Source organism: Paenibacillus sp. Leaf72 (assembly GCF_001422685.1).
GTDB lineage: Bacteria > Bacillota > Bacilli > Paenibacillales > Paenibacillaceae > Pristimantibacillus.
In genome coordinates, this window is record NZ_LMLV01000012.1 from 166,968 (window position 1) to 192,547 (window position 25,580).

General features: G+C 49.0%; 20 protein-coding genes and 1 pseudogene. 15 read left to right on the forward strand and 6 right to left on the reverse strand.

The window, feature by feature from the left end; genetic code table 11:
* Positions 1-271 precede the first annotated feature (271 nt).
* A complete protein-coding gene (locus ASF12_RS15460; protein WP_056036333.1) occupies positions 272-3,439 on the forward strand; it encodes a hypothetical protein in 3,168 nt (1,055 codons plus the stop codon).
* A gap of 108 nt (positions 3,440-3,547) precedes the next feature.
* Here the strand turns inward: ASF12_RS15460 and ASF12_RS15465 are convergent, their stop codons facing one another.
* On the reverse strand, positions 3,548-4,291 hold the full coding sequence (locus tag ASF12_RS15465; protein ID WP_056036335.1) for a hypothetical protein: 744 nt from the start codon (positions 4,289-4,291) through the stop codon (positions 3,548-3,550).
* Positions 4,292-4,580: 289 nt separating this feature from the next.
* Between ASF12_RS15465 and ASF12_RS15470 the strand changes: the two are divergent.
* The 6 genes and pseudogenes from ASF12_RS15470 to ASF12_RS15495 all read left to right on the forward strand — a co-directional run bounded on the left by ASF12_RS15470 (position 4,581) and on the right by ASF12_RS15495 (position 11,277).
* Positions 4,581-5,154, forward strand: a pseudogene (locus tag ASF12_RS15470) (alpha/beta fold hydrolase).
* Positions 5,155-5,411: 257 nt separating this feature from the next.
* Complete coding sequence (lepB, locus tag ASF12_RS15475) at positions 5,412-5,972, forward strand: signal peptidase I (protein WP_056036337.1); 561 nt, start codon at positions 5,412-5,414, stop codon at positions 5,970-5,972.
* A gap of 171 nt (positions 5,973-6,143) precedes the next feature.
* Complete coding sequence (locus ASF12_RS15480; protein ID WP_056036338.1) at positions 6,144-8,192, forward strand: S-layer homology domain-containing protein; 2,049 nt, start codon at positions 6,144-6,146, stop codon at positions 8,190-8,192.
* A gap of 176 nt (positions 8,193-8,368) precedes the next feature.
* On the forward strand, positions 8,369-9,022 hold the full coding sequence (locus ASF12_RS15485; protein WP_056036340.1) for an alpha/beta hydrolase: 654 nt from the start codon (positions 8,369-8,371) through the stop codon (positions 9,020-9,022).
* Complete coding sequence (locus ASF12_RS15490; protein ID WP_056036343.1) at positions 9,019-9,789, forward strand: DODA-type extradiol aromatic ring-opening family dioxygenase; 771 nt, start codon at positions 9,019-9,021, stop codon at positions 9,787-9,789. Before ASF12_RS15485 ends, ASF12_RS15490 begins: the two co-directional genes overlap by 4 nt.
* A 30-nt stretch (positions 9,790-9,819) precedes the next feature.
* A complete protein-coding gene (locus ASF12_RS15495) occupies positions 9,820-11,277 on the forward strand; it encodes a hypothetical protein (protein WP_056036345.1) in 1,458 nt (485 codons plus the stop codon).
* A gap of 103 nt (positions 11,278-11,380) precedes the next feature.
* On the opposite strand, the gene ASF12_RS15500 is transcribed toward ASF12_RS15495, so the two are convergent.
* Both ASF12_RS15500 and ASF12_RS15505 read right to left on the reverse strand, forming a co-directional pair.
* Positions 11,381-12,031 (reverse strand): pentapeptide repeat-containing protein, encoded by a 651-nt coding sequence (locus tag ASF12_RS15500; protein WP_056036347.1) that lies wholly within the window; start codon positions 12,029-12,031, stop codon positions 11,381-11,383.
* Between the two features lie 50 nt (positions 12,032-12,081).
* Entirely contained in the window at positions 12,082-12,846 is a 765-nt protein-coding gene (locus ASF12_RS15505; protein ID WP_081418836.1) for a helix-turn-helix transcriptional regulator, read from the reverse strand.
* A 133-nt stretch (positions 12,847-12,979) separates the two neighbouring features.
* On the opposite strand from ASF12_RS15505, the gene ASF12_RS15510 reads away from it, so the two are divergent.
* A complete protein-coding gene (locus ASF12_RS15510; RefSeq protein WP_056036350.1) occupies positions 12,980-15,286 on the forward strand; it encodes a beta-L-arabinofuranosidase domain-containing protein in 2,307 nt (768 codons plus the stop codon).
* Between the two features lie 419 nt (positions 15,287-15,705).
* Entirely contained in the window at positions 15,706-16,719 is a 1,014-nt protein-coding gene (locus ASF12_RS15515) for an NADP-dependent oxidoreductase (RefSeq protein WP_056036351.1), read from the forward strand.
* Positions 16,720-16,913: 194 nt separating this feature from the next.
* On the opposite strand, the gene ASF12_RS15520 is transcribed toward ASF12_RS15515, so the two are convergent.
* The gene (locus tag ASF12_RS15520; protein ID WP_056036353.1) at positions 16,914-17,765 is read right to left on the reverse strand and encodes an aldo/keto reductase; all 852 of its coding nucleotides are present in this window, start codon (positions 17,763-17,765) and stop codon (positions 16,914-16,916) included.
* A gap of 171 nt (positions 17,766-17,936) precedes the next feature.
* Between ASF12_RS15520 and ASF12_RS15525 the strand changes: the two genes are divergently transcribed.
* Entirely contained in the window at positions 17,937-18,392 is a 456-nt protein-coding gene (locus ASF12_RS15525; protein ID WP_056036355.1) for a MerR family transcriptional regulator, read from the forward strand.
* Positions 18,393-18,488: 96 nt separating this feature from the next.
* Positions 18,489-19,505, forward strand: a complete 1,017-nt coding sequence (locus tag ASF12_RS15530) for an SDR family oxidoreductase (RefSeq protein WP_056036356.1) — start codon at positions 18,489-18,491, stop codon at positions 19,503-19,505.
* Between the two features lie 19 nt (positions 19,506-19,524).
* Here ASF12_RS15530 and ASF12_RS15535 read toward each other — a convergent pair whose 3' ends face one another.
* Entirely contained in the window at positions 19,525-20,580 is a 1,056-nt protein-coding gene (locus ASF12_RS15535) for a bifunctional transcriptional activator/DNA repair enzyme AdaA (RefSeq protein WP_056036358.1), read from the reverse strand.
* Between the two features lie 213 nt (positions 20,581-20,793).
* Between ASF12_RS15535 and ASF12_RS15540 the strand changes: the two genes are divergently transcribed.
* Complete coding sequence (locus ASF12_RS15540) at positions 20,794-21,135, forward strand: zinc ribbon domain-containing protein YjdM (protein WP_056037031.1); 342 nt, start codon at positions 20,794-20,796, stop codon at positions 21,133-21,135.
* 24 nt (positions 21,136-21,159) lie between these two features.
* On the forward strand, positions 21,160-22,224 hold the full coding sequence (locus tag ASF12_RS15545; protein WP_056036360.1) for an LLM class flavin-dependent oxidoreductase: 1,065 nt from the start codon (positions 21,160-21,162) through the stop codon (positions 22,222-22,224).
* 135 nt (positions 22,225-22,359) lie between these two features.
* Here ASF12_RS15545 and ASF12_RS15550 read toward each other — a convergent pair whose 3' ends face one another.
* Positions 22,360-23,433, reverse strand: a complete 1,074-nt coding sequence (locus tag ASF12_RS15550; protein ID WP_056036362.1) for an ABC transporter substrate-binding protein — start codon at positions 23,431-23,433, stop codon at positions 22,360-22,362.
* 125 nt (positions 23,434-23,558) lie between these two features.
* Between ASF12_RS15550 and ASF12_RS15555 the strand changes: the two genes are divergently transcribed.
* The gene (locus ASF12_RS15555; RefSeq protein ID WP_056036364.1) at positions 23,559-24,662 is read left to right on the forward strand and encodes a FecCD family ABC transporter permease; all 1,104 of its coding nucleotides are present in this window, start codon (positions 23,559-23,561) and stop codon (positions 24,660-24,662) included.
* Positions 24,663-24,664: 2 nt separating this feature from the next.
* Positions 24,665-25,432 (forward strand): ABC transporter ATP-binding protein, encoded by a 768-nt coding sequence (locus tag ASF12_RS15560; protein WP_056036365.1) that lies wholly within the window; start codon positions 24,665-24,667, stop codon positions 25,430-25,432.
* Positions 25,433-25,580: the final 148 nt, after the last annotated feature.

Here is a 25,580-nt window from a genome sequence, read left to right on the forward strand (position 1 = left end):
TGTTTTTTTATATCCTGTGATGGCCTTCGATACAAGCGTTATCATAGCAGTTCCCTCTTCGGCTTATGCTCGCCTTCATCTGGTGCGTTTGAAGTATTATCTTTCAGCAGATGGCTGACAGGGAGAATATGGTTCAATATCCGTTCAGAACGATTTGATATGATGAATTTAGTGAAAGCTTACAAGCTTTTACAGGAATATAGCCGATAGAAGAATGGAAGTAATCTGGTTTTTCGCTATTTAATGAGGAAAATACAGGGAGGCGAAGGGAATGCCAACGAAAGAAAATATGGTTGGTGACAATAGGCCTGCACAGCAGAATATGGAGCAGGAGTGGCTGGCTAATCAATTAAAGTATTCGAATGTTCAGCGAGGTAAGAAGGGCAATACGATTTATTTAACAGCTGCTGATTTGACTTTGACATATGAGGATTTAAGGGATACCACATGCAATTATGTCATTCATGCGGATACCGTTTGTCTAGCAGGCAAGCTTGAAACAAAGGGAAGAGATATAACAATTAATGCGCGTATTATCTCTTCAGAAGCAGAGGCTGTTATCGATGCGTCAGGTCCAACAGCTAATATCAATTTCACTACGGAAAATCGTGCTAAAACGGGTGTTGCGGGAGCCAAGCCGGGCGATAAGGGATTATCCGGTGCAAATGGGGAACGTGGTTCAAACGGCTATAATGGCGGCGCTATTACTTTGGCAGCGGAGCGTTTTGAGCTGAAAGGCGAGTTGAAGCTAATCGCTAACGGCGGACAAGGCGGGCGTGGACAGGAGGGCGGAGACGGGGGCAAAGGCGCGAACGGCATTGATGGAGTAGACTACAAATTCAACATTTTCTTTCCCGACGATCCAACGCCAGGCACCGACGGCGGCAATGGCGGAAACGGTGGAAATGCCGGAGAATCGGGAGATGGCGGCAACGGAGGGGATATCATTGTCGGATACGTAGTATCGGCCAATGAGCACTACATTAAGATGGAGAGCCGGGCGGGCAGGGCCGGTGAACAGGCAAAGCCGGGCAAGGGAGCAAGCGGCGGAACAGGCGGCAAAGGCGGCCGTTTTTATGATAAAGAGCCTGCACCGGCATGGATGGACAAAAATTATATTTATATTATTAGTGAGACAAACAGAGCGAAAAGCGGGACAGACGGAACAAATGGCAAGAATGGCGACTCTAAAGCTCCCGCAGCAGATGGCAGGCCGGGGCGTTGTGGAATTAATAGCGAGGGTAAACCTGCTCTTATTGAATATACCGATTTCTTCGGTAGCTTTGAAGTGATCCATAGGCAGGATGCTCCCAAGCTGCTTTACTTTGATCAGCGGTTAATGGGGTCTCTGGAGCAGAAAAGCCTTACGCTGCATAAGGCCGGCATCGCTTATCTGGCCTCCAGCGAGGAGCGCCTGAATGAAGCGGCGATTTTGCTCGAATGGATGCTTAAAACAATGCCGGATGCAGATTGGTTTGAAGAGCTTCGCTACGCTGCGCTTCATGAGGTGCATGAGGATGAGGCGCATCGGTTTGAAGAATTCAAAAGCCGCATGCTGGAGGTTTCGCTTCAATGGCTTGCCCTGCGAAACAAAGCCGCCATTCTGATTGCCCAACTCAGCCAAGGACTTGATTATTTCGGGCATCCATGGAACTGGGTTCCGCTTATGCCGTTCGACCGCTATTTGGAGCTTGGCGGCAGCTTAATAACGGCCGCCCAGCAAGCGGAGGACTTATATAAAGATTATTTAAGCGTGCAGGCCAATCAGGACAGCCGGGTCGGGGTAATCAAGGAGGCCATGTCTCAATCCGCGGACAAAGCCGCAGAAATTACTAAACGCAGGGAATGGCTCATTAAAGAAAGAGACGAGCTTAAGCATAATATCGATGCGATGCTGAAGGATGTCCAAAGCAAAGGTGAGGAGTTGCAAAAGAAAGCGACCGCTTTTGTCGAGGCACTGAAAAACGAGCTTCGCATGGAATCGTTGAAAATAACGGTTGATTTAATTGTCACGGGCGTTTCATTGGCTACGGGTGTGGCTCCTGTAGTAGGAGCACTCAAAGTGGGCGGCGCTTTGCGATCGGCTATTAGCAATTTCACGTCTGAAGGCAAGACGATTATCATTGACGAAGCCTTCAAAAGCGATAAGTCGATTAAAAAGGAAAAGAAGGAGAAGGAGAAGGAGCTATCCAAATCACTGGATTCGGTCAAGAAGACCGCTGCTGCTGGCCGCGCGCTATGGGAGCAGGGCGGAGGCTTGGTTGACCTGACGAAGCAGATGAACAGGGCACAAGAACGGTTCGGTTATGGTTCGACGCTGATGACGATGACTAGGGAGGAATTTGAGGAGCTGCTGAAGCCGGTTTACAGCAAGGTTCCCGAAAAAGCGGGGGAATACCGCACGGTATTTTATGAATTCCTGAATGTTGTCGAGGATTATCAAAATAAGGCGTCGGCCTACAGCGCCTATTTTCTGGAGGATGAGAAGCTGGCGGCCGAGCTGATCGAGCTGCAAGCCAATGACGATCGTTTGCGCCAAAACCTGGGAGACGGTATGGATGCTAGCTTGCCGTTGTTCCATACTTATATTTTCGAACGCTTCAGTCAGGCTAGACTTGCCTTGATTGACTTCCTCTATCAGGAATATCAGGCATTCCGCTATATGACATTGGGCAATGAGCGTTTCCCGAAAATCAAAGACAGCCATGTCGCAGAGCTGAGCGGGATTCATGCCGATGTAATCGTCAAGCTGAAAAATATGCTTAATGCTTCGGATAGCGCTATTCAGCCGTTTGAAAATATCAAATTTATTTTTAAGGAGGAGACATTCCCAGAGCAGTTTGCAGCGATGCGCGCAGGCGACGCGGCTGTATTCTCTCTATCGCTTGACAACCTTCTCATCCGGAGCAAAATCGCCGGAAAAGCACATATGATGGTGAGCGGCTGCCGGGTTGTGCTGCCTGGAGCGCGTGAGACGGACGGGGAAGTGCATGTTGATTTTGCGCATTCCGGGTCTTCTACCTTCCTTGACCGAGAAGCGAAGCGCCATGATTTTATTCATAAAAGCAGCTTAGGCTTGTATCAATATGAAGTGAACCTTCAGCCTGATGGAGAGAAGCTCAGCTTTAAGGCAGGCGGCGTAGTAGGTGATGGTCGTACCCGAATTATGCCAGGATTGTTATCCGTCTGGTCCATTAAGGTTCCTACCGTTGATTTGGCGGGCATGTCCATTAACGAAGGTGTCGATTTGAACAACGTCAACAGAATAGAGATGATGGTTGAAGGCAAGGCAGAGGCTTACGCCGTGCGGCGGACAAATGAGAACTTGCAAAGCTATAAAGTGCCTGTCAAGCCTATTTGGGAGTCACCGGATCACGAGCTGCATGCGATGGCGCCAAATTCAGAGCAGGAAATTAAATATACGGTAATTGAGCTGTAAGCGGCATTTTCGAATGAAATACTGGAATAGATGACTTATAACTTATGATTTATAGTTGGAGCCAGCTCAGTAATGAGCGGGCTCTTTTTTTTCCTGTAAGGGACATACTCAAAAAAAGGGTAGCTCTAATATATTTCCCGTCAATCTGTTCACCGTGAATCGTTTTGTAATTTCTCCCTTGTCATCTAAACCGACTATAACCTTCAGCTCATCAGTGCCATACAGTTCTTCATTCCATTCCGCTGAATTATCATAAATGTAATTCAAGCGGTTAAGCCCATCTTTGTCTTTAACGTAGTCTGTCATTAGAGCGAGAGGGTCCAGATAAGTCAGTCCTTTATAGGGGTCTCTTACAAAGGTTCGCTCATCACTATAGGCCTCTAGAACGCCTTCTATATCGGTATCCATTTTTAAAGTTATAATAACGCGATCAGGTTCCAGCTTTATCGTGCCGGTTCCTTTTCCTGCATAATCTTCCAATAGAAAAGAGCCCTCATTGTCTGTAAGCTTGATTTCTGTGGACGAGTCCATCACACGATCAGGATTATATAAATAGAAAGACAAGCTGCCTGTATCGCTGTCTGTACTATAAATATCAATTCCACTAAAGCAATTATTACAGAGATACTGATTAAATACTGCATCTGTCCAACTGCCAGAGTAGTCGCTTAAAGAATGGTAATAAGTACTATCTGTAGGGCTTATTGTGGAACTAATAAGAGGCTCGGCAATTGGGATTGCGCTGGGACGCTGCTCTTGCGGATTTTCCTGCTTGATTGAGCAGGCGCTGAGCAAAATGGACAGGATGATAAGACAACAAGAACACAACTTTACTGCTAGACTTTTATTCAATAATTAACCCCCATATACTTCTTGGTTACAAAAAGAACTAGTCTATTTTACTATAGGTTTGTAAAAATTTCACTTTTAATAATGGAGCAGTATGAGGAGGTTGTTTAAAAAGCTAACGCTTGCAGGACCCTCCTATTCCGCCTCTTCAATGTTTGGGAGGTCCTCTATAAGGGGAATAATATTGCAGCAATGGCTCGCAGCGTATGAAATCTGTCCTTTCTTCACCCGGTGTCAGGATGAATAGAGCTGCTTGCAAGGCTGTAACCCAAACTTGGAAGGGGTGCTTCACATGACAAAATTAACGGTTGGATCGGAAAATAATGCTCCTATTGAGCTTTTTTATGAGGATCGGGGTACAGGAAAACCGGTGGTGCTCATTCACGGCCGTCTTGGCGGCAGCTGTCCCGCCATACCTATATAAAACCGAGGGCAATCCTGATGGCGGCGTTGATGATGCCCTGATCAAGGAGTTCGAGGACGGGGTAAAGAAGGATCGTCTGGCCTTTCTTGATGGATTTACTAAGAACTTTTTTGCCGCTGGGGAAAAGTCGGATTTGGTAAGCGAGCCGGCTCGCTTGTATAACCGCGATATTGCCGCTTTTGCTTCACCGAAGGGGACGCTGGATTGCATCAAGGCGTTTGGGCGCACCGATTTTCGCGATGATTTAACAAAAATAAATGTACCGACGCTCATTATCCACGGCGATTCCGATGCTATTGTGCCATTCGAAGTAAGTGGAAAACGTTCGCACGAAGCCATTGCAGGCAGCAGGCTTGCTTTAATTAAAGGCGGTCCGCATGGCGTTAATGCGACGCATCCCGAGTCATTTAATAAAGCCTTAATTGCGTTTCTAAACGGGTAGAAAACGGTCTAACAAACAAGAACCGCTGAATGACCAAATTTGCAGCACATTAGCGTCTCCTGAGTCCGCAGCCTATTCCATAACCCGTCAATCTGTTGAAATAGAGTCTGCTGTGTCCGCCAAATCTATCTTTGTACAGGGAGCAGATTCACGAAACGAAAAGCATGAAGCTGCCCTGCCTGGCTTCAGGTTTTCATGTAGTAGAGTAAATGGTATAATTTAGGGAGTCTTTGAAAGAGGAGGATGACGTTATTAAGATGAAAGCCTTGAAGGAGATTGGCAGCTGGGTCAGCACTTTCGGCATTGCAGTTGTACTTTCATTAATTATTGGTGTATTTGTTATTCAGCCCTATAAGGTTGACGGTCATTCAATGGACCCGACTTTGCAGGATAAGGAACGAATTTACGTTTCGAAAATCTCGCACACGTTGTCCAAGCTTCCGGAATATGGCGATGTGGTCGTGATCGACAGCCGGGTGAGCAGAGAACGGGATTTGACAGATGATCTTTTGGAGCACCCGCTGCTTCAGCTTTTTATGAAAAATAATACGAATGACAACGCCGTGTTTTATGTGAAAAGAGTGCTAGGCAAACCTGGCGATGTGCTGGAGTTTAAGGATCATAAAACCTATCGCAACGGTGTGGCGCTGGACGAGCCTTATCTGAATGAAACGATGAATTTTGTTTCGGATCAGCAATGGAACGTTCCTGAAGGGCATATTTTCGTCATGGGCGACAATCGCAATCATAGCTCGGACAGCAGGGAAATCGGATATATTCCGCTCGATCATGTGATGGGCGTTAAAAAGTTTCCTTAACTTTTGGTTTAGCTCCTCTTCCTCATCGTATAGCATCCGTAACATAACCTAAGGGCCCTCAAAGTGAGGGTTCTTTGCGTTGTCCAAGACTTTGTCATTTTCCTGTCATTGGCAAGGGCTATACTAGTGCTAACGGGCATTTATTAAGACGATAAGGAATGAGGGAAAGCAATGAAAAAAAGTTCAACAATGAAATTGGGTTTGGTTTTAATTTTGACTCTCGCTTTGTTAAGCGGTTGTATCTCCTCGGGCAGCCTTGTAACAGTCTATTATAATGGTGGGTTGCCAGACGCTTCAGAACATGCATTTATACGGTATTCCGATGGAACGGTCACACAGGTTCCGGATGTTAACGCAGGGGAAACATCGGTAACCGTAAATACCTATGCTGATAAAACGATGATGGGCGGGTATGTAACGGATGGTCAGGTCAGCTGGATTCCCGGACGTTCTTATGGCGGCCAATCCGTATCATTATCCAACATTCAAACGTACAAACCGACAGAGGCTGTAGATTATGTTGCTTTGGCCGAGCTGCCACATACGGATGTCAATCATCCGGATTATACAAGTGTCACTTTTTCTGTTTATGATGCGGATGACGAGCTCGTGACGGGACGAACAGAAATATTTATTCATACGAGTAATCCGAATTTACTCTTTTATGATATGGATCCTGATTATATTTCGAATGCTTCAATATTCGGGGGGATGTCCTCCTATACGAATAGCGGACTCGTGACGTTTTTAATTAAAAATAACGATGTTAATGTTCCTGTGACTTTGGCACAATTAGCTGTATACTCTGGTCCGAAATTGATTACGGATAACTTTTTTCATGTCGTAACAGATATTCAGGTCAGTGGGTCTGGCGGTATCGATACGGTCGATGTAGGTCAATCTTTAGCGTTAAATGCAGCAGTGCTTCCAATCGATGCGGCTAATCCAGCGGTTGTCTGGTCTGTTGTGGACGGTACAGGCTCAGCGACGATTGATGCAAACGGGCTGTTGACGGCCGTATCGGCCGGAACAGTTACAGCGAAAGCAACTGCCGTTGACGGCACTGGTATTGTAGGGAGCAAGGACATAACGATAAACGTGCCTGCAACGCCGACACCAACGCCGACACCAACGCCAACGCCAACACCAACACCAACACCAACACCAACACCAACACCAACACAAGAGCCGACGCCAACAGCGACACCTGTGTTGGTAAACTCCGTCTTGGTATCGGGGCAAGCCGCTGTTCAGACTGGCGGTACCATCCAATTGGCAGCAGAAATTGCACCTGTGGATGCAGCGGACAAATCGATCGTTTGGTCGGTTGAAAATGGTACAGGTGTCGCCTCCATTAATGCCAGCGGCTTATTGACGGGCGTGTCCGCAGGTACGGTTACTGTGAAAGCAACGGCGGCCGATGGTTCGGCTGTGTTTGCCTCCCATAGCGTTGTTGTTCAAGCGCCAGCTAGTGGTGGAAGCAATGGAGGCGGCTCTTCGACTACGCCTGTAGCGACAGCAACGCCTACAGCAACGCCAGCGCCGACACCGACATCGGTGCCAGCGCCCCAAATAAAGTTCAATGATAAAGTCGTCAAGATTGATGATGTGATCACAGGACTTGCGAAGCAAGTAGATGAAGCTAAAGCTAATCCAACAATCATCCCATTTACGGATACCGGCTCCCACTGGGCAAATAAGACGGTTGACGTCTTTGCTAAGCTCGGCATCGTTAATGGATATGAGAACAATGCCTTCCGTCCGAATGCAAGCATTACCCGCGCTGAATTCTCGGCCATCATTTCCAAGTTATTTGGCATATCCAGCCCTGCTGCAGGCGGCAGCGTGCTAAGTGATGTTTCGGGCCACTGGGCGGAAGCGGCGATTGGAAGCCTGCATGCAGCAGGCGTAATTTCAGGCTATAAGGACGGCACATTTAAGCCGAATCAGGAAATTAGCCGTACTGAAATAATCGCAATCCTTGCTAAAATTATTGATCTTGATAGTGTGAATGCAGCGAGTGTGCCTGCTTTCACCGACATTAATCAAGTGTGGAACAAGGGGCAAATTGAGAAAGCCGCGGCAGCTGGCATCGTCAGCGGAGCTGGCGACGGAACGTTCCAGCCGAATAACCAAGCGTCCCGTGCGGAGGCTTTAACAATGGTGCTGCATGTTCTGCAATTGAATCCTGAGCTTAAAGCGCTGCTGGAAACATTGTAGTTTGTTTATAAAAAAAAGAAACCAAGCAGCGCGTGCCGATCCCCGATCAGCACGCGCTATTTGCATGTGTCAGAAGCGGGCGCAGCGATTTTCATGTTGACCAAAGCTATAGCTTCACTATATATTTGTAATACAGAACTTTAATTCTTATTACTAATATTTTGAGGAGGGCCACTATGAACCCCGCTTATCATTATGATGTTCACCTGCCAGCGCATGCGGAGGCAGGCCAAACCTATCCTGTTATTTTCACCCTTCATGGGAAAGGCTCGAATGAGGCAAATATGCATGGGCTTGTAGCGCCTTTAGAGGACAAGTTCATCATCATTAACATCCGAGGCGACCTTAGGCTGGGCGCCGGTTACCAATATTATGAGCTGAAGAGCCTCGGCAACCCGATTCGGGACATTTTTGACCGGGCTGTGCAGCAGCTTGAAGGTTTTATTGCTTATGCAACGGAAAAATACCCGATTGATGCGAGCCAGCGTTATTTGCTTGGCTTCAGCCAAGGTGCGATTTTATCGATGACGCTTGCCCTTACGATGGGGGACCAGTTGAAAGGCATTGTTGCGTTGAACGGCTATGTGCCAGAGTTCGTCAAACACGAATATGTTTTGCAATCACTGGAGAACGTATCCGTGTTTGTCTCGCATGGTGAATTTGATTCCATATTTCCGATTCGAATTGGACACGAGACAGCGGATTATTTTCAAGCGCTGACGCCGCAATTGACCTTTAAGATTTATCCGACCGACCATGGCGTGTCCGAAGAAAATCAACGGGATTTTCTTGCATGGCTACTTGAGAACAAGGGGGAACAAGCACAATGATGCCAGCATACTTTTTTGCCCATGGCGCGCCGTCCATTGTATTGGAGAATAATGGCTATACGGCTCTATTGAAAAGCTTTAAGGAGCAGACGCCAAAGCCGAAAGCGATTGTCCTTTTTTCCGCCCATTGGGAGCAGACGGTTCAGACAGTGGGCGCTGCTCCAGCGTACAGCACGATTTATGATTTTTCGGGCTTTCAGGATGAGCTGTACCAGATGACGTATCCGGCGGAAGGCAAACGCCAGCTCAGTGAAGACATTCAAGCCTTGTTCGCTGAACATGGCATTCCAAGTGTGCTGGATGAGGAGAGAGGACTTGATCACGGCGCTTGGGCCGTACTCAAGCTGATTTATCCGGATGCGGATATTCCCGTCGTCGCGCTTTCGGTTAACCGTTATTTGACCAATGAGCAGCAGTATGAGATCGGCAAGGCATTAGCTGCGCTTAGGGAGCAGGATGTGCTGATTATTGGAAGCGGCGGAACCGTCCATAATCTCAGAAAGCTGAATTGGCAGTCTGAAGGCATTGACGAATGGGCGGAAGCATTCGATAATTGGCTGCAGAGCAAGCTTGAGGCATGGGATCTCCCGGCACTATTCAATTATAGGGAGCTGGCTCCCTTTGCGCAGGAGGCAGTGCCGACGAGCGAGCATTTTATCCCGCTCCTGCTGGCTATGGGCTCGGGTGATAAGAACCGTCAAGCAACGTTGCTTCACCGCAGCTACCAGTACGGCAATTTAAGCTTAAGCTGTTGGAAGTTCAACTAGAGAGCAGAAGCAGAAGAGAAGGCGAAGGTCATGACAGTTGGGACAAAGGCAGTGATCGATAGAGCAGTTATTTTCGCTCTCGCTGCCGTTTTTATTTTACAGCAGTTTACGCAGTGGGGGCCGCTTGTTTATGTGCTGGGCGGACTTTCCTTTATGGCGGTGCTCCTGCTGCTGCCTAAGCTCAAAGGAATCGCGCTGTGGCTGAGTCTTTTTTTTATAGCTGGCGGGGTCGTCCTGATGCTGGCACAGCAAGCGGATGCCGCATATTGGTTTAAAGCCGCGAGTATGAATGCGACGTTGGTTACCTTATTCGTATTTGCTCCCTTGTTCGGCATTCCGGTACGGCTGCCGGATTATGTTGCTGCTCTGAAGCGGTTCTATGAAACGCGTATGCGCAGCACGACAGCCCTGTTCATCGGTACGCAGCTTATGACGCATATAATGGGCGGGTTTATAAACGTCGGGTCTATTCCCGTCGTTTATCATTTGGTATTCGTTAAGCCCCGCTCCGGGCGCTTATCCGGGCTGCTGGCGAACGCCTTGAATCGCGGCTTTGGAGGCGCGATTTGCTGGTCGCCTTATTTTGCAGCAATGGCGCTTGTCACCTCGGCGCTTAAGCTGAATTGGTCAGCGCTGCTGCCCTATTTGATCGGGCTGTCGCTGATCAGCCTGTTGGTAAGCTTGGCTGTGGACTTTAAGCAGCTGCGTGCAAAGGATGAGGCAAGTGAGCTTGCAGCAGCGCAGACAGATGAGCTGGGCCAGGAAGCCATGGAAGTCACGGAAGTCACGACAGTCACGCGATCCACGAAAGCGATCGAGAATCAGCGAGGCCAAGGCATGGAGAAGGAACACGGAAGACGGGCCTCCTTTCCGATGGGACTCGCTATTTATTTGCTGTGTGCGACGGCGGCCATTTTGCTGCTGGAGCAGCTGATTGAGCTTCCGATGGTGCTGATTACTTGCATGGGGGCGGTTGTTTTTCCGCTGCTGTGGTGCCTTGCGAAGGGAGCACTCCCGACATTCCGGCAGGGACTGACGAATCATTTGACCGTTACGCTGCCCGCTTTGCAAAAGGAGATTACGCTGTTTTTAGCCGCAGGCTTTTTCAGCGGATCGATTAGCGCTACAGGTTTTGGGCACGTCATTCCCTCCCTGCTCGGGCACATACCTCTGCCTATTGCATTATCGTTTTCTATTTTCACAATCGTTATGATTGCTGCTACCTCATTAATTGGCCTTCATCCAATTGTATGGGTGACGATTCTCGCGACCAGCATTGATCCGGACGTCGTGCAGATCAGCCCGATTTATTTCGCCGTTTTGCTGCTCGGAAGCTGGGGGCTGTCCAATCCGATTTCTCCCGCTTCGGCGGTGAACAATTTGCTGGCAGGATTATTCAACAAGTCAGTTTTCGAGCTGGCGAGGCCGAATTATAGGTTTGCTGCCGTTATGGGACTGGCGCTCTTATTGTATTTAATGATGGTCTGAATGGAGAAAGGGCACCCTTCGGGGATGCCCTTTTTGATTTTATAATGGCAATCATGGTTAAAATCATGTTCAAAATAACGCTTCAAATAGCCTAGCGAAGCTGCTACTCCTTCAAAATCAACCCAAACAGCGCCACAAACACATACGCCTGCTCTCGCGAAATGACGCAATCCTTCAAATCCTCGGGGGCAACGGCAATCCCGTTAAATTCGCAGGTGCTTAAATCAAGGCCAGCCAGCTTCGTATTTGAAAATTGGGCTTGGTCAATTTGGCATTGGAAAAGCTCGAGTTTTTGCAGCTTTGCAAAGCTGAAATCACTTTTGCCCATCGAGTTGTCCTGGAAGGATACCTGCTTCATATCAGACATTCTGAAATTGGAATAATCCGCCAAATTGTCCTTCCAGATCATGTTTCGCAGCGTAGCTCCGGTCAGATTCATGCCAATCATTTTGCAGTTTTTGAACACAGTCCGGTGGATAATGGCATCACTAAAGTCGGCATTCGACAAATCACATTTGTCGAAAATCACATCCGTCAATTCGACCTCGTTCAGTGCAGTCTCGGTAAACGTGACATTTTTGAAAATAATTTTGTCGAAAATCACCTTGCGAGCCTGCTGTCCATCCCATACGCAATCCTGAATAATGCCCATTTCAAAAAAAGCATGAGATTGCAGCTCGGTCTGCTCCAGCACAGGAAGCTCAATCGGCAGGATCGGTGCCTCAATCGCCATCGTTTTCTTCTTTTTACTCAAGTATGATCATCTCCCAAACTTCTTCCAGCTCATTTGTCCGTATGCAACCTTTAAATATTAAGCGGTGTCGAGTATAAAATATTGCGATAATCACTCGGCGTCATGCCCTCATAATGCTTGAATGTTCGCAGAAACAGCTTATAATCGGAAAAACCGCATTCGCCAGCAATTTCCTTTACGCTCAAATTCGTGTTCAGAAGCTTCAGCTTCGCCCGGCTGATTCGCTGCGTCAAAATATAAGCTTTAATGCCCATCCCTTTCTCCCGCTTCACAACCTTCGAAATATAATCCTTATTAAAGTTGAACACCTCTGCAATTTTACGGACATTAATGTCCAGATGCAAATGGGCATCAATCCACCTGCAAATGTTGTCGACGATGGCGTGCGGGGCATGATTTTGCTGGTCAATCGTCCGCGTAAGCTCATTCAATAATAACAATAGAGCGGCATTTGCCTCCTCCGCCGAAAAAGAAGAAACATGCAGCAGCTGCTTAAACAGCTGATTAATCGTCGACGGACCATCAATCGGCACATGGGTCGGATAGCTCCGATATGGCTCCGCCTTCGTACCGTAATGTACCCAATAAAAGCTGACGGGCGACTCGCTATTCCGATAACCAAAATGAGTCATGCCGGGCTGCAGCAGCAGCATATCACCTGGGCGGACGACATATTCCCGCTCTTCCTCAGCGATATACATCTGTCCTTCCAGCATCATAATGATTTCATAATGCAGCGCATTTCGTTTCATGTGCGACCAGTTGCCTTCGGATATGAATTTACCGCATAAGTAATGGCTCAGCTTTTCATTCATGTAGACTGATTTATCCACCTTTTCTTTGATTATGAGTCTGATTATTTCAAATTTGATTTGATAAGATACTATCATGAATGGTAGCCACTGAATAGCAAATAGCTGATTTTAGGTCTAGGGAGGACTCATAAATATGGAAAAAATAAATCAAGGCTTCGTCAGCCAAAGCGACGTATTGCTACTGGACGGCCTCTTTAAAACGTCACAGGAAGTTGGCGAGCGTTATCTGCACGCGCTTGATATCGACCGTTTTCTCGCCCCGTGTTATGAGGCGCATGGCTTGGCTCCCAAGCAGCCGCGGTACGAAGGCTGGGAAGCCAGAACGATCAGCGGTCATTCGCTCGGGCATTATATGTCGGCACTTGCCGTCACCTATCAGGCAACGGGCCATGAGGCGCTAAAAGCGAAGCTGGATTATGCCGTATCGGAGCTTGCAGGCATTCAAGCGGCGACCGGCAGCGGATACGTTGGAGGCTTGGTCGAAACTCCTTTTATCGAAGCGTTTAAAGGCACGGACATTGGCGGTTTTAGCATGAACGGGTATTGGGTTCCGTGGTACAGCGTGCATAAAATTTATCAAGGCTTAATTGATGCGTTCACGCTGACTGGAAATGAGGAGGCACTGCACGTTGTCAAAGCCTTTGCCGATTGGGCAGTAAATGGACTCTCGCAAATGTCGGAGGAGCAGACGCAGCATATGCTGGAATGCGAGCATGGCGGCATGAATGAAGTGTTTGCGCAGCTGTATGGCCTCACGGGACAAGCTGTCTATATGGAAGCAGCGGTTCAATTTACGCATAAAGCCATCATTTCGCCGCTGGAGCAGGAGCGGGATGAGCTGCAGGGCAAGCATGCCAATACGCAAATACCAAAGGTCATTGGTGTGGCCGAAATGTATGAGCAGAACAAGGATTTTACAACCTATCGCACAGCTGCCGAGTTTTTCTGGCATACGGTGGTCGGCAGACGCTCTTATGTTTTTGGCGGAAGCAGCCTCTCGGAGCATTTTGAAGCGATGGATATGGAAAGCTTGGGCATTAAATCAGCAGAGTCGTGTTTTACACATAACATGCTTGTGCTGACCCAATATTTGTTTAGCTGGGAGCAAAACAGCGCGTATATGGATTATTATGAAAACGCCTTATACAATCACATCCTCGGTACACAGGACCCGCATACGGGCAATAAAACTTATTTTGCCTCGACGCTGCCGGGCCATTTCAAAATTTACGGCACCCGCGATTCCGCTTGGTGGTGCTGTACCGGAACGGGCATGGAAAACCCGGGCAAATATGCCGAGGCGATTTATTTTGAAAAGCAGGATGATCTGTATGTGAATTTATATATGGCCTCCGAGCTGGAATGGAAAGCCAAGGGGCTGGTCATCAGGCAGGAAACAAGCTTTCCGTATTCAGACACCGTGAAGCTTGTTATTGCCGAGGGAACGGCAGAGGCTAATCTTAAGCTGCGCGTCCCATCCTGGCTGCCTTGTGAGCTAGTGGCGGTCGTCAACGGCGAGCGCAAATATGTTGAAAAACAAGCCGGATACTTGACCATCAGCGGGACATGGAGCAAGGGGGATCATATTATTGTCACGCTGCCGCTGGCACTGAGGAAGTACACCGCCAAAGATAGCGCAAGCAAAATCGCCTTTCTTTATGGCCCAATCGTGCTTGCGGGAAGGTTTGGCGCTGATGGCCTTCCGGAGGATACGATCGTCGATGAGACCGCATTAAGCATGAAGACGGCGGATGTGCCTGTGCTTTGGACGGAAAGTGAGAACCTGTCTGACTTCATCAGGCTGAAGGACGCCGAAACGCTGACATTTGAAATAGCGAAGGAAGTGACCTCCGATGGGAAGGGGGCAGCACTCGTGCCTTTCTACGCGCTGCATCATGAGTTTTATACGCTGTATTGGAATTTGAATGACGAAGGCGATGCTTTTGAGAAGAAGCTAAATAAGGTGACCATCGATAGCGTACAGCCGGACGGGCAGCAGGATGAAATCGGGCATCAGCTTCAAGGCAACTGCTTAACGAGCCCCTATAACGGGTCGTTCACGGACAATCAGAACAAGCTGCATATGTGGAGAGAAGCGTTTGGCGTCAGCGATGCTTACTTCAGCTACCGGCTTGCGGTTGATGGATCGAACAAAAATAATCTTTGCGTAGCTTATTGGGGCGGCGATCATTTTCGCTTTGAGCATGAAGGTACGGCATATAACCGCGAGTTTGAGGTGCTGGTCGATGACGAGATCGTCGGAGAGCAGACGATTCATTGCAATAAAATCGGCCATATTTTTTATGTGACCTATGAGATAGCAGAGCCGCTCACACGAGGGAAGGCTAGTGTCATTGTCACGTTTAAAGCCAAGTCGCCTGCGAGCTGTGCGGGGCGTGTTGCGGGAGTTAGAACGACAAGTGCGATAGTCAGCCCATAGGGCTGCGGTACAAAAGAGCGAGACAACACCATGGTACAAAAGATCATGGTACAAAAAGATCAAAGTACAAAATCAAGGGAAGCAACTGGGGCCATAAAAGGCTCCGGTTGTTTTGGCATTTTCACCGATTGAATCACAGTTGCAAGCAAACAGCGAAAACGGTTCGATGAAAATCGAACATTGAAACTTTATCCCCAGTATGTTATTTTCTTAAAATATAGGAAAGACATGATTTCGCCAACCTTTCTCTATATTTCTCGGACTGAAACGCGCTGCGCCGCCAGAGGACGACGAATTCGTTTTTGCTTGAATACAACGATAGCTGTACTTTGAAAAATCTTTATTGTGGCTCGGGCCCCAGAATGCCGCCCGGTAAAATGGATATATTAGTTTAAAACAAGGAAGAAGGTTTTGGAATCATGAACGAAACTTTAAATAATCGGATGATCGTGTTGGCAGCACGGCCTGAGGGCATGCCGACAGAGCAGCATTTCGCGATGAAGGATGCTGCGGTGCAGCAACCGGCGGAAGGGCAGGTTGTCGTCCGCAGCCTGTATTTATCGGTTGATCCATATATGCGGGGACGGATGAATGACAGCAAGTCATATATTCCTCCATTTGCTTTAGACGAGCCGATTGTCGGCGGTGTTGTTGGCGAGATTGTCGAATCGAAATCCGAGCAGTTTGCAGTTGGAGACAAGGTGCTCGGCATGCTGGGCTGGAAGCTGTACAATGTCGTGGATGCTGCCAGCGTTCGCAAGGTAGATGATCAAATGGCGCCATTGCCCGCTTATTTGAGCGTTTTGGGCCTTACAGGGCTGACTGCTTATTTCGGCTTGCTGGATATTGGACAGCCTAAGGCAGGAGAAACCGTCGTCGTATCTGGCGCAGCAGGCGCGGTCGGCATGATTGTCGGGCAAATTGCGAAGCTCAAGGGCGCTCGTGTCGTTGGTATCGCAGGAACGGATGAGAAGACCAGCTATTTGAAGCAGGAGCTCGGCTTCGATGAGACGATTAACTACAAGACGGTCGGCGATCTGGGCAAAGCGCTGGAAGCGGCATGTCCGAATGGAGTCGACGTTTATTTCGACAATGTCGGCGGCGACATTTCCGATCAGGTGATGCTGCTGCTGAACACGCATGCGCGCATTCCGCTATGTGGAGCTATTTCCTCATACAATAGCAAATCGGGCGACATCGGTCCCCGGATACAGACGCAGCTGATCAAGACGCGTTCGCTTATTAAAGGCTTTGTGCTGGGCGACTATGCCGACCGTACGGCTGAAGGCATTCAGGCGCTAGGACAGTGGCTCGAAGAAGGCAAGCTGAAATACGAGGAGACGATTGTCGAAGGCTTCGACAAAGTGCCTCAAGCGTTCCTGCAGCTGTTTGAAGGCAAAAATATGGGGAAAATGCTGGTTAAGATTCCTTAGAAAAAGGCATCGACAGAAATGTCGGTGCCTTTTTCTAAGCTTTTTTCTTCGTTACGGTCTCTTAAAGGTAAGGCTGGTATGATTATTGTAAGTATAAATTGACACAAAGAAAGGACAGGTGCGCTGCCCTGTCCTTTCTTAATAGATATGAGGATAAACGCGTGATGAGTTTACGGTTCGAGCAAGGTTACAGGCTACAGATCGACTCTCAAGGTGCCCAGCATCTTGGCGAATTTCGGATCGTGGTACGATAAAAAAAGACTTTCCCGCGTATCGAGGGCGGAAATTTGCTCGATATCGTCAGCGCTCAACTCAAAATCGAAAATGTCGAAGTTTTCGACGATCCGCTCTTTGCGCACCGATTTTGGAATAGCTACGATTTCACGCTGAACAAGCCAGCGCAACACAACCTGGGCGACGGACTTGTTGTGTTGCGCTGCAATCGAGGTCAGCACTTCGTTGCCGAACATGTTGCCCAGTCCTTCAGCGAACGGCGCCCACGACTGGTGCTGTACTCCCTGCTCTTTCATAAAAGCGGCGCTCTCGAGCTGCTGGTAGAACGGATGCGTTTCAACCTGGTTGACAGCAGGCACGATTTCGTTATGCACGATGAGGTCCATTAGACGGTCGGGCAGGAAGTTGCTGACACCAATCGCCTTGATTTTGCCTTCGCGGTACAGGTCTTCCATCGCGCGCCAAGCGCCGTAGTAATCGCCGAACGGCTGGTGAATAAGGTACAGATCAAGATAGTCGAGCTGAAGCTTATTCAAGGATTTGGAAAACGCCAGCTTGGCACTCTCGTAGCCGGCATCTTGAATCCAGAGCTTGGTCGTGATGAACAGCTCTTCACGCGGAACGCCGCTGCGCTTGATCGCGCGTCCGACCGCTTCCTCATTCAGATAACCGGCGGCGGTGTCGATCAGGCGGTAACCGGCTAGCAGCGCTTCATATACCGCGTTCTCGCATTCTTCAGCATCGGGAATTTGGTAGACACCGAAGCCGATGATTGGCATTTTCACACCGTTGTTCAAGGTTACAGTTTGCATTGTAATTCCTCCTATTGTTCAAATGTAATAGGGCAAACGGCCGTGAATCCCGGGAATCGTGCACCGCAGCGGCTGATTTCGTGAACGGCCGATTTGCATTATAATAAGCTTATCGCCTTCGTGTTACACGAAGTCAAGCGGTCTTATCATTTTTCCCAAGGAGGATTACTCATGCATACGGTCAAAGAAGCCGCCCTGTTAACGGGACTTACCGAGCACGCTGTACGCTTTTACACCGATAAAGGGTTGGTGCCAAGCCTACAGCGCAATGAGAATAATATCCGGCTGTTCGACGCAGAATCCATCAACTGGCTGTATGGCGTCAAATGCCTCAAGCAATCCGGGATGCCGATTGAAATCATCAAAATGTACGTCGATCTCTGTATCGAAGGGGATTCGACCATTCCGCAACGCTGCGAAATCATGATGGAGCATAGAGAAGCGGCGCTCGTTCAGCTCGAAGAAGCCAAACAGCGCGTCGCCCATTTGGAAGAGAAAACCGCCCTATATCAGGCCATTATGGAGCATCGTACTCCAGACACGACCAATCCCGGCAACTGGGAAAAATTCCGGCATATCCATGCTGACGTATTTTATTCGCCCTCTGTTCCACGAGGAGGCGAATAATGAACGCTTAGTCGTAGTATTCGCACGAGCCCCATGCTATCATTAAGAAGAAAAGAAGCAGCTTTTACAGCAATACCATACTAACGGAGGTGTTTTATGAAAGCGCTATTTATTGGAGGAACGGGAACGATTAGTTCTGCCATTACGAAGCAGTTAGTAGAGAGTGGATGCGAGCTTTATCTTTTGAACCGGGGAACTAGAAATGCTGATTTGCCAGCAGGTGTACATAGCATTAAAGCCGATATTAATAATGAGGAGCAGGTGGCGGCGCTTATCGCCGATCTGTCATTTGATGTAGTAGCGGATTTTATCGCCTTCAAGCCAGAGCAGCTCGAGCGCGATTACCGCTTATTCAAGGGAAAAACCAAGCAGTTTATGTTTATTAGCTCAGCTTCAGCCTACCAGACGCCGCTGTCGGATTATCGCATTACCGAAGGAACGCCATTATCCAATCCGTATTGGGAATACTCCCGCAACAAAATTGCATGTGAAGAGTATTTGACTAAGCAGTACCGCGAGCAAGGCTTCCCGATCACGATTGTAAGGCCAAGCCATACGTATGACGAGCGCTCGATTCCGCTGGGCGTGCACGGCAATAACGGAAGCTGGCAGGTCGCAAGGCGTATGCTTGAAAATAAACCGGTCATCATCCATGGCGACGGCACGTCCCTCTGGACGATGACGCATAACAGCGATTTTGCCAAAGGCTTCATCGGCCTAATGGGCAACATCCATGCGATTGGTGAATCCGTGCATATCACGTCGGATGAGTCGGTGACCTGGAATCAGATTTATGAAATTATTGCGGATGCGCTTGGCGTAAAGCTGAATGCGGTGCATGTATCCTCTGATTTTCTCGCTGCGAGCAGCAAATATGATTTCCGGGGCGGCTTGCTGGGCGACAAGGCGAACTCCGTCGTCTTTGACAATGCGAAGCTGAAAAAGCTTGTTCCTGAGTTTGTAGCTACGACGCGGCTTGATCAAGGCATCAAGCAGACGGTTGCCCACATTTTGGCCAATGCTGAGCATCAGAAGGAAGACGAGGAATTCGATCTTTGGTGCGATAAAGTAGTGAATGCTCTGGCTGCTGCCGAAAAAGCTTTAGCCGAATAGCTCGTTTGAAGCGGCTGCTTCAGCATGATGCTTGTCTCTCATGCTGGAGCAGCCAATTTTTTCGGGATAATCCGCCTCCATAGCCGCCCAATTCGCCGTTTGAATTGATAACGCGATGGCAGGGAATAAGGATAGCCAGCTGATTGGCATTGGCTCCATTGGCCTGGGCGACCGCGCGAAAGGCTGTCGGCTTTCCAAGTGCTGTCGCAATGTCGGAATAAGAACGAGTTTCGCCCGGCGGTATTTGCAGCAGCTGTGCCCACACGCTTTGCTGAAACGACGAGCCTAATAAAAATAGCGGCGTCTTAAATTCCGTCAATTTCCCGTCAAAATAAAGCGCCAGCTCCCGTTCAATGGACTGAATGGATGCTGTTGTGCCGGGAATGATCGCGGATTTGGTCCTTTTGCGCAGCCGCTCGACCTCGCGCTCAAGACCCCTCCGATCTACAAACTCCAACAAATACAAGTGCTGCTCATTGCCAATCGCCATCATCGGCCCAAGCCGAGTATCAATCCATGACGCCTTCAGCACTTTGTCATCTTCCAATAGAGTAGGAGCCGCCCCCATAATACGGGAGAAAGCATCGCGAAACCCGCTGCTGGATTCATAGCCGGTTGTGAGCTGTGTATCCATAACCGATTGGCCAGCTCTAATGTTTTTCAAGGCGATGCCCATACGGCGGGCACGGGCATATTCGACGAAGGTCATGCCGAAGCGCTGCTTAAATTGGCGGCGAGCCGTTGATTCATCGACGGATAGATTTTTGAAATCCTGGCCCTTCCAGCGTTTTTCCGGGTTTTGCTCTACCGCTTCGACGAGCAGGCGAACGACCTCTGACACTTGATTGGGATGGGAAAGCGGCTGGCAGCGCTGGCAAGGGCGGAAAGACGCAAGCAAAGCCTGCTGCGCCGTTTCATAAAACTCGCAGTTTTCAAATTTGGGCTTGCGAGCGGGGCAGGTTGGCCGGCAAAATACGCCCGTCGTTTTGACTCCAACGTAAAAAACGCCCTCATATTCGGTATTTTTCTCTACTAAGGCCTTATAGCATTCGGGATAACGTTCGGCAGGTATCATGGCGTGCGCCCCTTACTTTTTCTGATGGATTTTATTATATCGATTCCTGCCTGCCGTTGCAGCCGAAAATCAGGCATTGATTTTTCCGCGAAACGGCAGCTTTACCGCCGGAGGACGGCTTCAGCCGTTTACGCTTGCTATTTTACCGTTTATAATGAAACTTCCAAGCAAAGTCGTAACGATTATAGTAACAGGAATGGAGGGCATGAATACATGTCTAGCTTGCCAAATTGTCCACAGTGCCAGTCGCCATATACATACGAGGATGGGCTGATGCTTGTTTGCCCGGAGTGCGCGCATGAATGGAATGCAAATGCACAGGATAATGCCAATGAGGATGAGAAGGTTGTAAAGGATTCGAACGGCAATGTGCTGAGCGACGGTGATTCCGTCACGGTCATTAAAGATTTGAAGGTCAAAGGCAGCTCGCTCGTCGTCAAAATTGGCACCAAGGTCAAAAACATCCGGCTCGTCGATGGCGATCATGATATTGATTGCAAAATTGACGGTTTTGGCGCTATGAAGCTGAAATCGGAGTTTGTTAAAAAAATATAGAGTGGAAGCAGGAGGGATTGTACGGTGGAAATAGGAATTAGTACGTTTGTCGAAACCTCGCCCGATGTAGAAACAGGAGAGGTTATGAGCCATGCCCAGCGTATTCGCGAAGTCGTTGAAGAAATTGTGCTTGCGGATCAGGTCGGGCTGGACGTTTATGGAGTAGGCGAGCATCATCGCGAGGATTATGCGGCCTCCTCTCCAGTCGTTATTTTGGCGGCTGCTGCCGCACAAACGAAGCAGATTCGATTGACGAGCGCTGTTACGGTGCTGTCCTCGGCTGATCCTGTGCGCGTGTTTCAGGATTTTGCTACGCTGGATGGCATCTCAAACGGTCGTGCGGAAATTATGGCAGGGCGGGGCTCCTTCATTGAATCGTTTCCGCTGTTCGGCTATGATCTGGACCACTATAATGAGCTGTTTGATGAAAAGCTGGCGCTGCTGTTGAAAATTCGCGAATCTGAAAAAGTAACGTGGGCAGGCGGCCATCGCCCAGCCATTAACAATCTGGGCGTTTATCCACGCCCTGTTCAGAACCCTTTGCCGGTATGGATCGGCAGCGGCGGCAACCAAGAATCGGTTGTCCGCGCGGGCCTGCTCGGCCTGCCGCTTGTGCTCGCCATTATCGGGGGCAGTCCGATGAATTTTGCACCGCTGGTGCAGCTGTACAAGAGAGCCGCAGCCCATGCGGGGCATGATGCCTCGAAGCTGCCCATCGCTTCGCACTCGCACGGTTTTATTGCAGAGACGACGCAGCTCGCAGCAGACAAGTTTTTCCCTTCGACGCAAGCGGTTATGAATGTGCTCGGCAAAGAGCGGGGCTGGGGGCATTATGACCGTTCCAGCTTTGACGCTGCCCGCAGCATTGAAGGTGCGCTTTATGTCGGCGATCCCGAAACGGTTGCCCGTAAAATCATTAACCTGCGCAAGCATGTCGGCATTACGAGATTTTTGCTCCATACGCCGCTCGGCACGATGCCGCATGAGGACGTAATGAACGCAATCAAGCTGCTTGGCACGGAGGTTGCACCGCGAGTGCGCGAGGAAATTGCCAAGTGGGAAGCGGAAAACGAAGGAAAGACGAACTAAAATAGTGTGATGCCATAAAAAAGCGCCTCTTGCTTGCGGACCAGCTCTGATAATGAACTGGACCCGTAAAGGAAGAGGCGCTTTGTCGTTTCTGTTGGTGCATGGCTGAAGACGGCCAATAGATAGCTGCAAGATTTAAGAGGTTTTGGACAAGTTGTCTCCCAGCTTCTCGACACCGTCAAAGATGTGGTAGCCGTAGCCCCAGAAATCATTGAAATCGATAATGAATACTTTTTTGTTTTGGATAGCGGACATGCTTTGCAGAGCTGGATTTTCATAAATATTTTTCACGGATTCATTGATGTCCGGTCCGCCTTTATAATCCGAGATGACAAGGAAATCAGGGTTTTTCGCAACGAGCTGCTCCGCGCTGATTTCACCGGAAACGTCGGCGAAGCTGTTGGTCACCTTCAACAGGCTAAGCGCCTCGGCTTGGAAGGTATCATTATTTGCGCTGTAGACGGCAATGGAATCCGGCGTGCTGCTTCCAATAAAAGCAAAGCTCTGCTCCTGATTGCCGGCAAACCGAGTCTCGATATCCTTGGCGCGCTGCTGCAAGCTTTGGACAAGCTCCTGCGCCTTATCCTGTACGTCGAAAATTTGGCCCATTTGCTCAATGTCTTTATAAAGATCACTGAGTACAGCACCCGGACGGGAGTTGTTTTGAATAAAAGTAGCAATATTAAGCTCGTTCAGCGAGTCAACCGTTCCGACGCCCCAATCTGCATCTGCAAACAGGTCGCCACGGCCGAGGACGATATCCGGCTTCGCTCCGACGACAAGCTCCTTGCCGACATATGTCTCGGATAAGACAGGGATTTTGGCGAATGGCTCGGCAATGTCAGCCTCCACATCGCCGTAAAGGGCGGCGACGCCAACGACTTTATCCGTCAAACCAAGTCGGATCAAAATTTCCGCAGCGGACTGCGTATTGGCGACGATGCGCTCCGGTGCTTTCTCGAACGTTTGCGTTTTCGGCTGGAAGGAGCCGCTTTCTGCCGACAAATTGAAATTTTCAAGGGTGAGCGGATAAGCGGTTTTGCCGCCGGGGCTCGGAGAAGCCTCTACTACTGCTGCTGAAGCCGTCGCTTCGGCGGAAGGGCTCGGGGAACTGCTTGGCGAATTGGTCGAAGCGGAAGAACAGCCAGCGGTTACTGCCAGAGCAAGGGGAAGTGCAAAAAACGTCATTTTACGCAAAAAACGAAACATATCCTACTAACCTCATTTCATATATTGTCTTTAATTGACGAAGAGAATCATTATCAATTATACTTAAAAACAGTCAGTTGTAAACTAAAATCGGAACAATGAATGAAAAGGCAGGGTAAATCGGGATGGCAGAGGTTAGTGTAAGCAGGCAGGAAGAGAAAGAAGCTCTCATTCGAAAAAAGTCGCTGTTTTTAACTTTAATGCTCGTACTCGCGGCTGTTATCGTGGTGTCGATTGGCGTTGCCGTATCAATCGGGCAGGTAAAGATTCCGTTAGGGGATTCTTATCGGATTTTGCTCTACAAGTTATTAGGAATCCAGCTAGGCGACGGGAGCGCGATGGAGACAAGCTCGTTTGTCGATATTTTATGGCAAATTCGGTTTCCACGCGTATTAATGGCGCTATTTATTGGGGCGGGGCTTACGATGTGCGGTACGGTCATGCAGGCGGCGGTGCAAAATCCGCTTGCTGATCCGTATATTCTGGGCATTTCCTCGGGCGCATCGCTCGGTGCGACGTTTGCAATTTTAATTGGCTTTGGCGCGGGCGGTCTGCTCGGGCAGACGGGGGTTGCCTTCTGGGCATTTACAGGCGCTTTGGGCGCATCGCTGCTCGTCTTTATATTAGCAGGCATTGGTGGCAAAATGACGTCGGTTAAGCTGGTTTTGTCGGGGATGGTCATCAATGCTTTATGTACGGCTTTCGCCAATTTTATTATTTATATCGCAAACAATGCCGTTGGCATTAAGACCGTCACGTTCTGGACAATGGGCAGCCTGGCTTCGGCAAAATGGGACAAGCTCCCGCTCATATCGCTCGTCGTTGTTGGGGCTGCGCTGTTCTTCCTTTTTCAGTCGCGGATATTAAATACCATGCTGCTTGGCGATGATACGGCGGTGACGCTGGGCGTTGATCTGGCGGTGTTCCGCAAAATTTATTTGCTGCTGGCTGCGCTTATTACAGGCGTCATTGTGGCGAGCTGCGGTATGATCGGGTTCGTCGGGCTTATTATTCCTCACATGGTGAGGGGACTGGTCGGCTCGGATCATAGAAGGCTGATGCCGGCCTCCATTTTGGTTGGCGCCATTTTTCTCATCTGGACCGACGTCATTGCCCGGACGATCATTCCAAGCGTGGAGCTGCCCATCGGCATAATTACGGCGATGATTGGCGCGCCGCTGTTCATGTACATGCTGGTCAAAAAAGGCTACGCCTTTGGAGGGAAATAACGATGAAGCTGACGGTGGATCATATTTCGGTATCGTTTGCGAGTACGGACATTGTGAAGGATATATCGCTCAAGGTAGACAACAAGCAATTTGTAGGCCTTATTGGCCCTAACGGCTGCGGCAAATCAACCTTGCTCAAAAGCATTTATAAAGTCATTAAGCCCAAGCAGGGACAGGTATTTCTCAGCGGCACGGATGTGCTGAAATCCAAGCCAAAGGTAGTATCACAGCAGCTTGGCGTTGTCGGACAGTTCAATGAAATGAGCTTTGATTTCAATGTGCGGGAGATGGTCATGATGGGCCGGACGCCCCATAAGGGAATGCTGGAGACGGACAATCAGCGGGATGAGGAAATTGTGGAAGAGGCGCTGAGCAAGGTGAATTTGTCCCATTATGCGGAACGAAGCTACATGTCGCTCTCAGGCGGGGAAAAACAGCGCGTCGTGCTGGCGAGGGTGCTTGCACAGCAGCCAAAGTTTATGATTTTGGATGAGCCGACGAATCATTTGGACATTAAATACCAGCTGCAAATTTTGAGCATCGTCAAAGGGCTGGGCATCGGCATTTTAGCCGCCCTTCATGATTTGACGCTGGCAGCAGAGTATTGCGATTATTTGTATATCATTAAGCAGGGGCAAATTTACGCCAGCGGAACGCCAGAAGAAGTATTGACGAAAGAGATGATCAGCGACGTATTCGACGTCAATTGCGAAATTTATAAAAATCCGGTAACGGGCGGACTCGGCATCGCATATTTGAATTCGCAGTGAGTAATTAGCAAGCGCCCAGGTCGCATAAGGCAGAGAGAAGGAATACAGGGAAGCCTGAGTTTCTTCTCTTTTTATGTTTCTCGCCCCAGACGGTTGTTCGGCTATTGGCAGCTCAAGACTGGCTCTATTTAAATAAAACGGTCCATGT

What these genes read in the sequence shown, in the direction of transcription:
- ASF12_RS15555 (WP_056036364.1), top strand. Translation starts at nt 23,559, where the DNA reads ATGGCAGAGGTTAGTGTAAGCAGGCAGGAAGAGAAAGAAGCTCTCATT.
- ASF12_RS15490 (WP_056036343.1), top strand. Translation starts at nt 9,019, where the DNA reads ATGATGCCAGCATACTTTTTTGCCCATGGCGCGCCGTCCATTGTATTG.
- ASF12_RS15485 (WP_056036340.1), top strand. Translation starts at nt 8,369, where the DNA reads ATGAACCCCGCTTATCATTATGATGTTCACCTGCCAGCGCATGCGGAG.
- ASF12_RS15520 (WP_056036353.1), bottom strand. Translation starts at nt 17,765, where the DNA reads ATGCAAACTGTAACCTTGAACAACGGTGTGAAAATGCCAATCATCGGC.
- ASF12_RS15525 (WP_056036355.1), top strand. Translation starts at nt 17,937, where the DNA reads ATGCATACGGTCAAAGAAGCCGCCCTGTTAACGGGACTTACCGAGCAC.
- ASF12_RS15530 (WP_056036356.1), top strand. Translation starts at nt 18,489, where the DNA reads ATGAAAGCGCTATTTATTGGAGGAACGGGAACGATTAGTTCTGCCATT.
- ASF12_RS15480 (WP_056036338.1), top strand. Translation starts at nt 6,144, where the DNA reads ATGAAAAAAAGTTCAACAATGAAATTGGGTTTGGTTTTAATTTTGACT.
- ASF12_RS15495 (WP_056036345.1), top strand. Translation starts at nt 9,820, where the DNA reads ATGACAGTTGGGACAAAGGCAGTGATCGATAGAGCAGTTATTTTCGCT.
- ASF12_RS15510 (WP_056036350.1), top strand. Translation starts at nt 12,980, where the DNA reads ATGGAAAAAATAAATCAAGGCTTCGTCAGCCAAAGCGACGTATTGCTA.
- ASF12_RS15505 (WP_081418836.1), bottom strand. Translation starts at nt 12,846, where the DNA reads ATGAATGAAAAGCTGAGCCATTACTTATGCGGTAAATTCATATCCGAA.
- ASF12_RS15540 (WP_056037031.1), top strand. Translation starts at nt 20,794, where the DNA reads ATGTCTAGCTTGCCAAATTGTCCACAGTGCCAGTCGCCATATACATAC.
- ASF12_RS15460 (WP_056036333.1), top strand. Translation starts at nt 272, where the DNA reads ATGCCAACGAAAGAAAATATGGTTGGTGACAATAGGCCTGCACAGCAG.
- ASF12_RS15550 (WP_056036362.1), bottom strand. Translation starts at nt 23,433, where the DNA reads ATGTTTCGTTTTTTGCGTAAAATGACGTTTTTTGCACTTCCCCTTGCT.
- lepB (WP_056036337.1), top strand. Translation starts at nt 5,412, where the DNA reads ATGAAAGCCTTGAAGGAGATTGGCAGCTGGGTCAGCACTTTCGGCATT.
- ASF12_RS15560 (WP_056036365.1), top strand. Translation starts at nt 24,665, where the DNA reads ATGAAGCTGACGGTGGATCATATTTCGGTATCGTTTGCGAGTACGGAC.
- ASF12_RS15535 (WP_056036358.1), bottom strand. Translation starts at nt 20,580, where the DNA reads ATGATACCTGCCGAACGTTATCCCGAATGCTATAAGGCCTTAGTAGAG.
- ASF12_RS15515 (WP_056036351.1), top strand. Translation starts at nt 15,706, where the DNA reads ATGAACGAAACTTTAAATAATCGGATGATCGTGTTGGCAGCACGGCCT.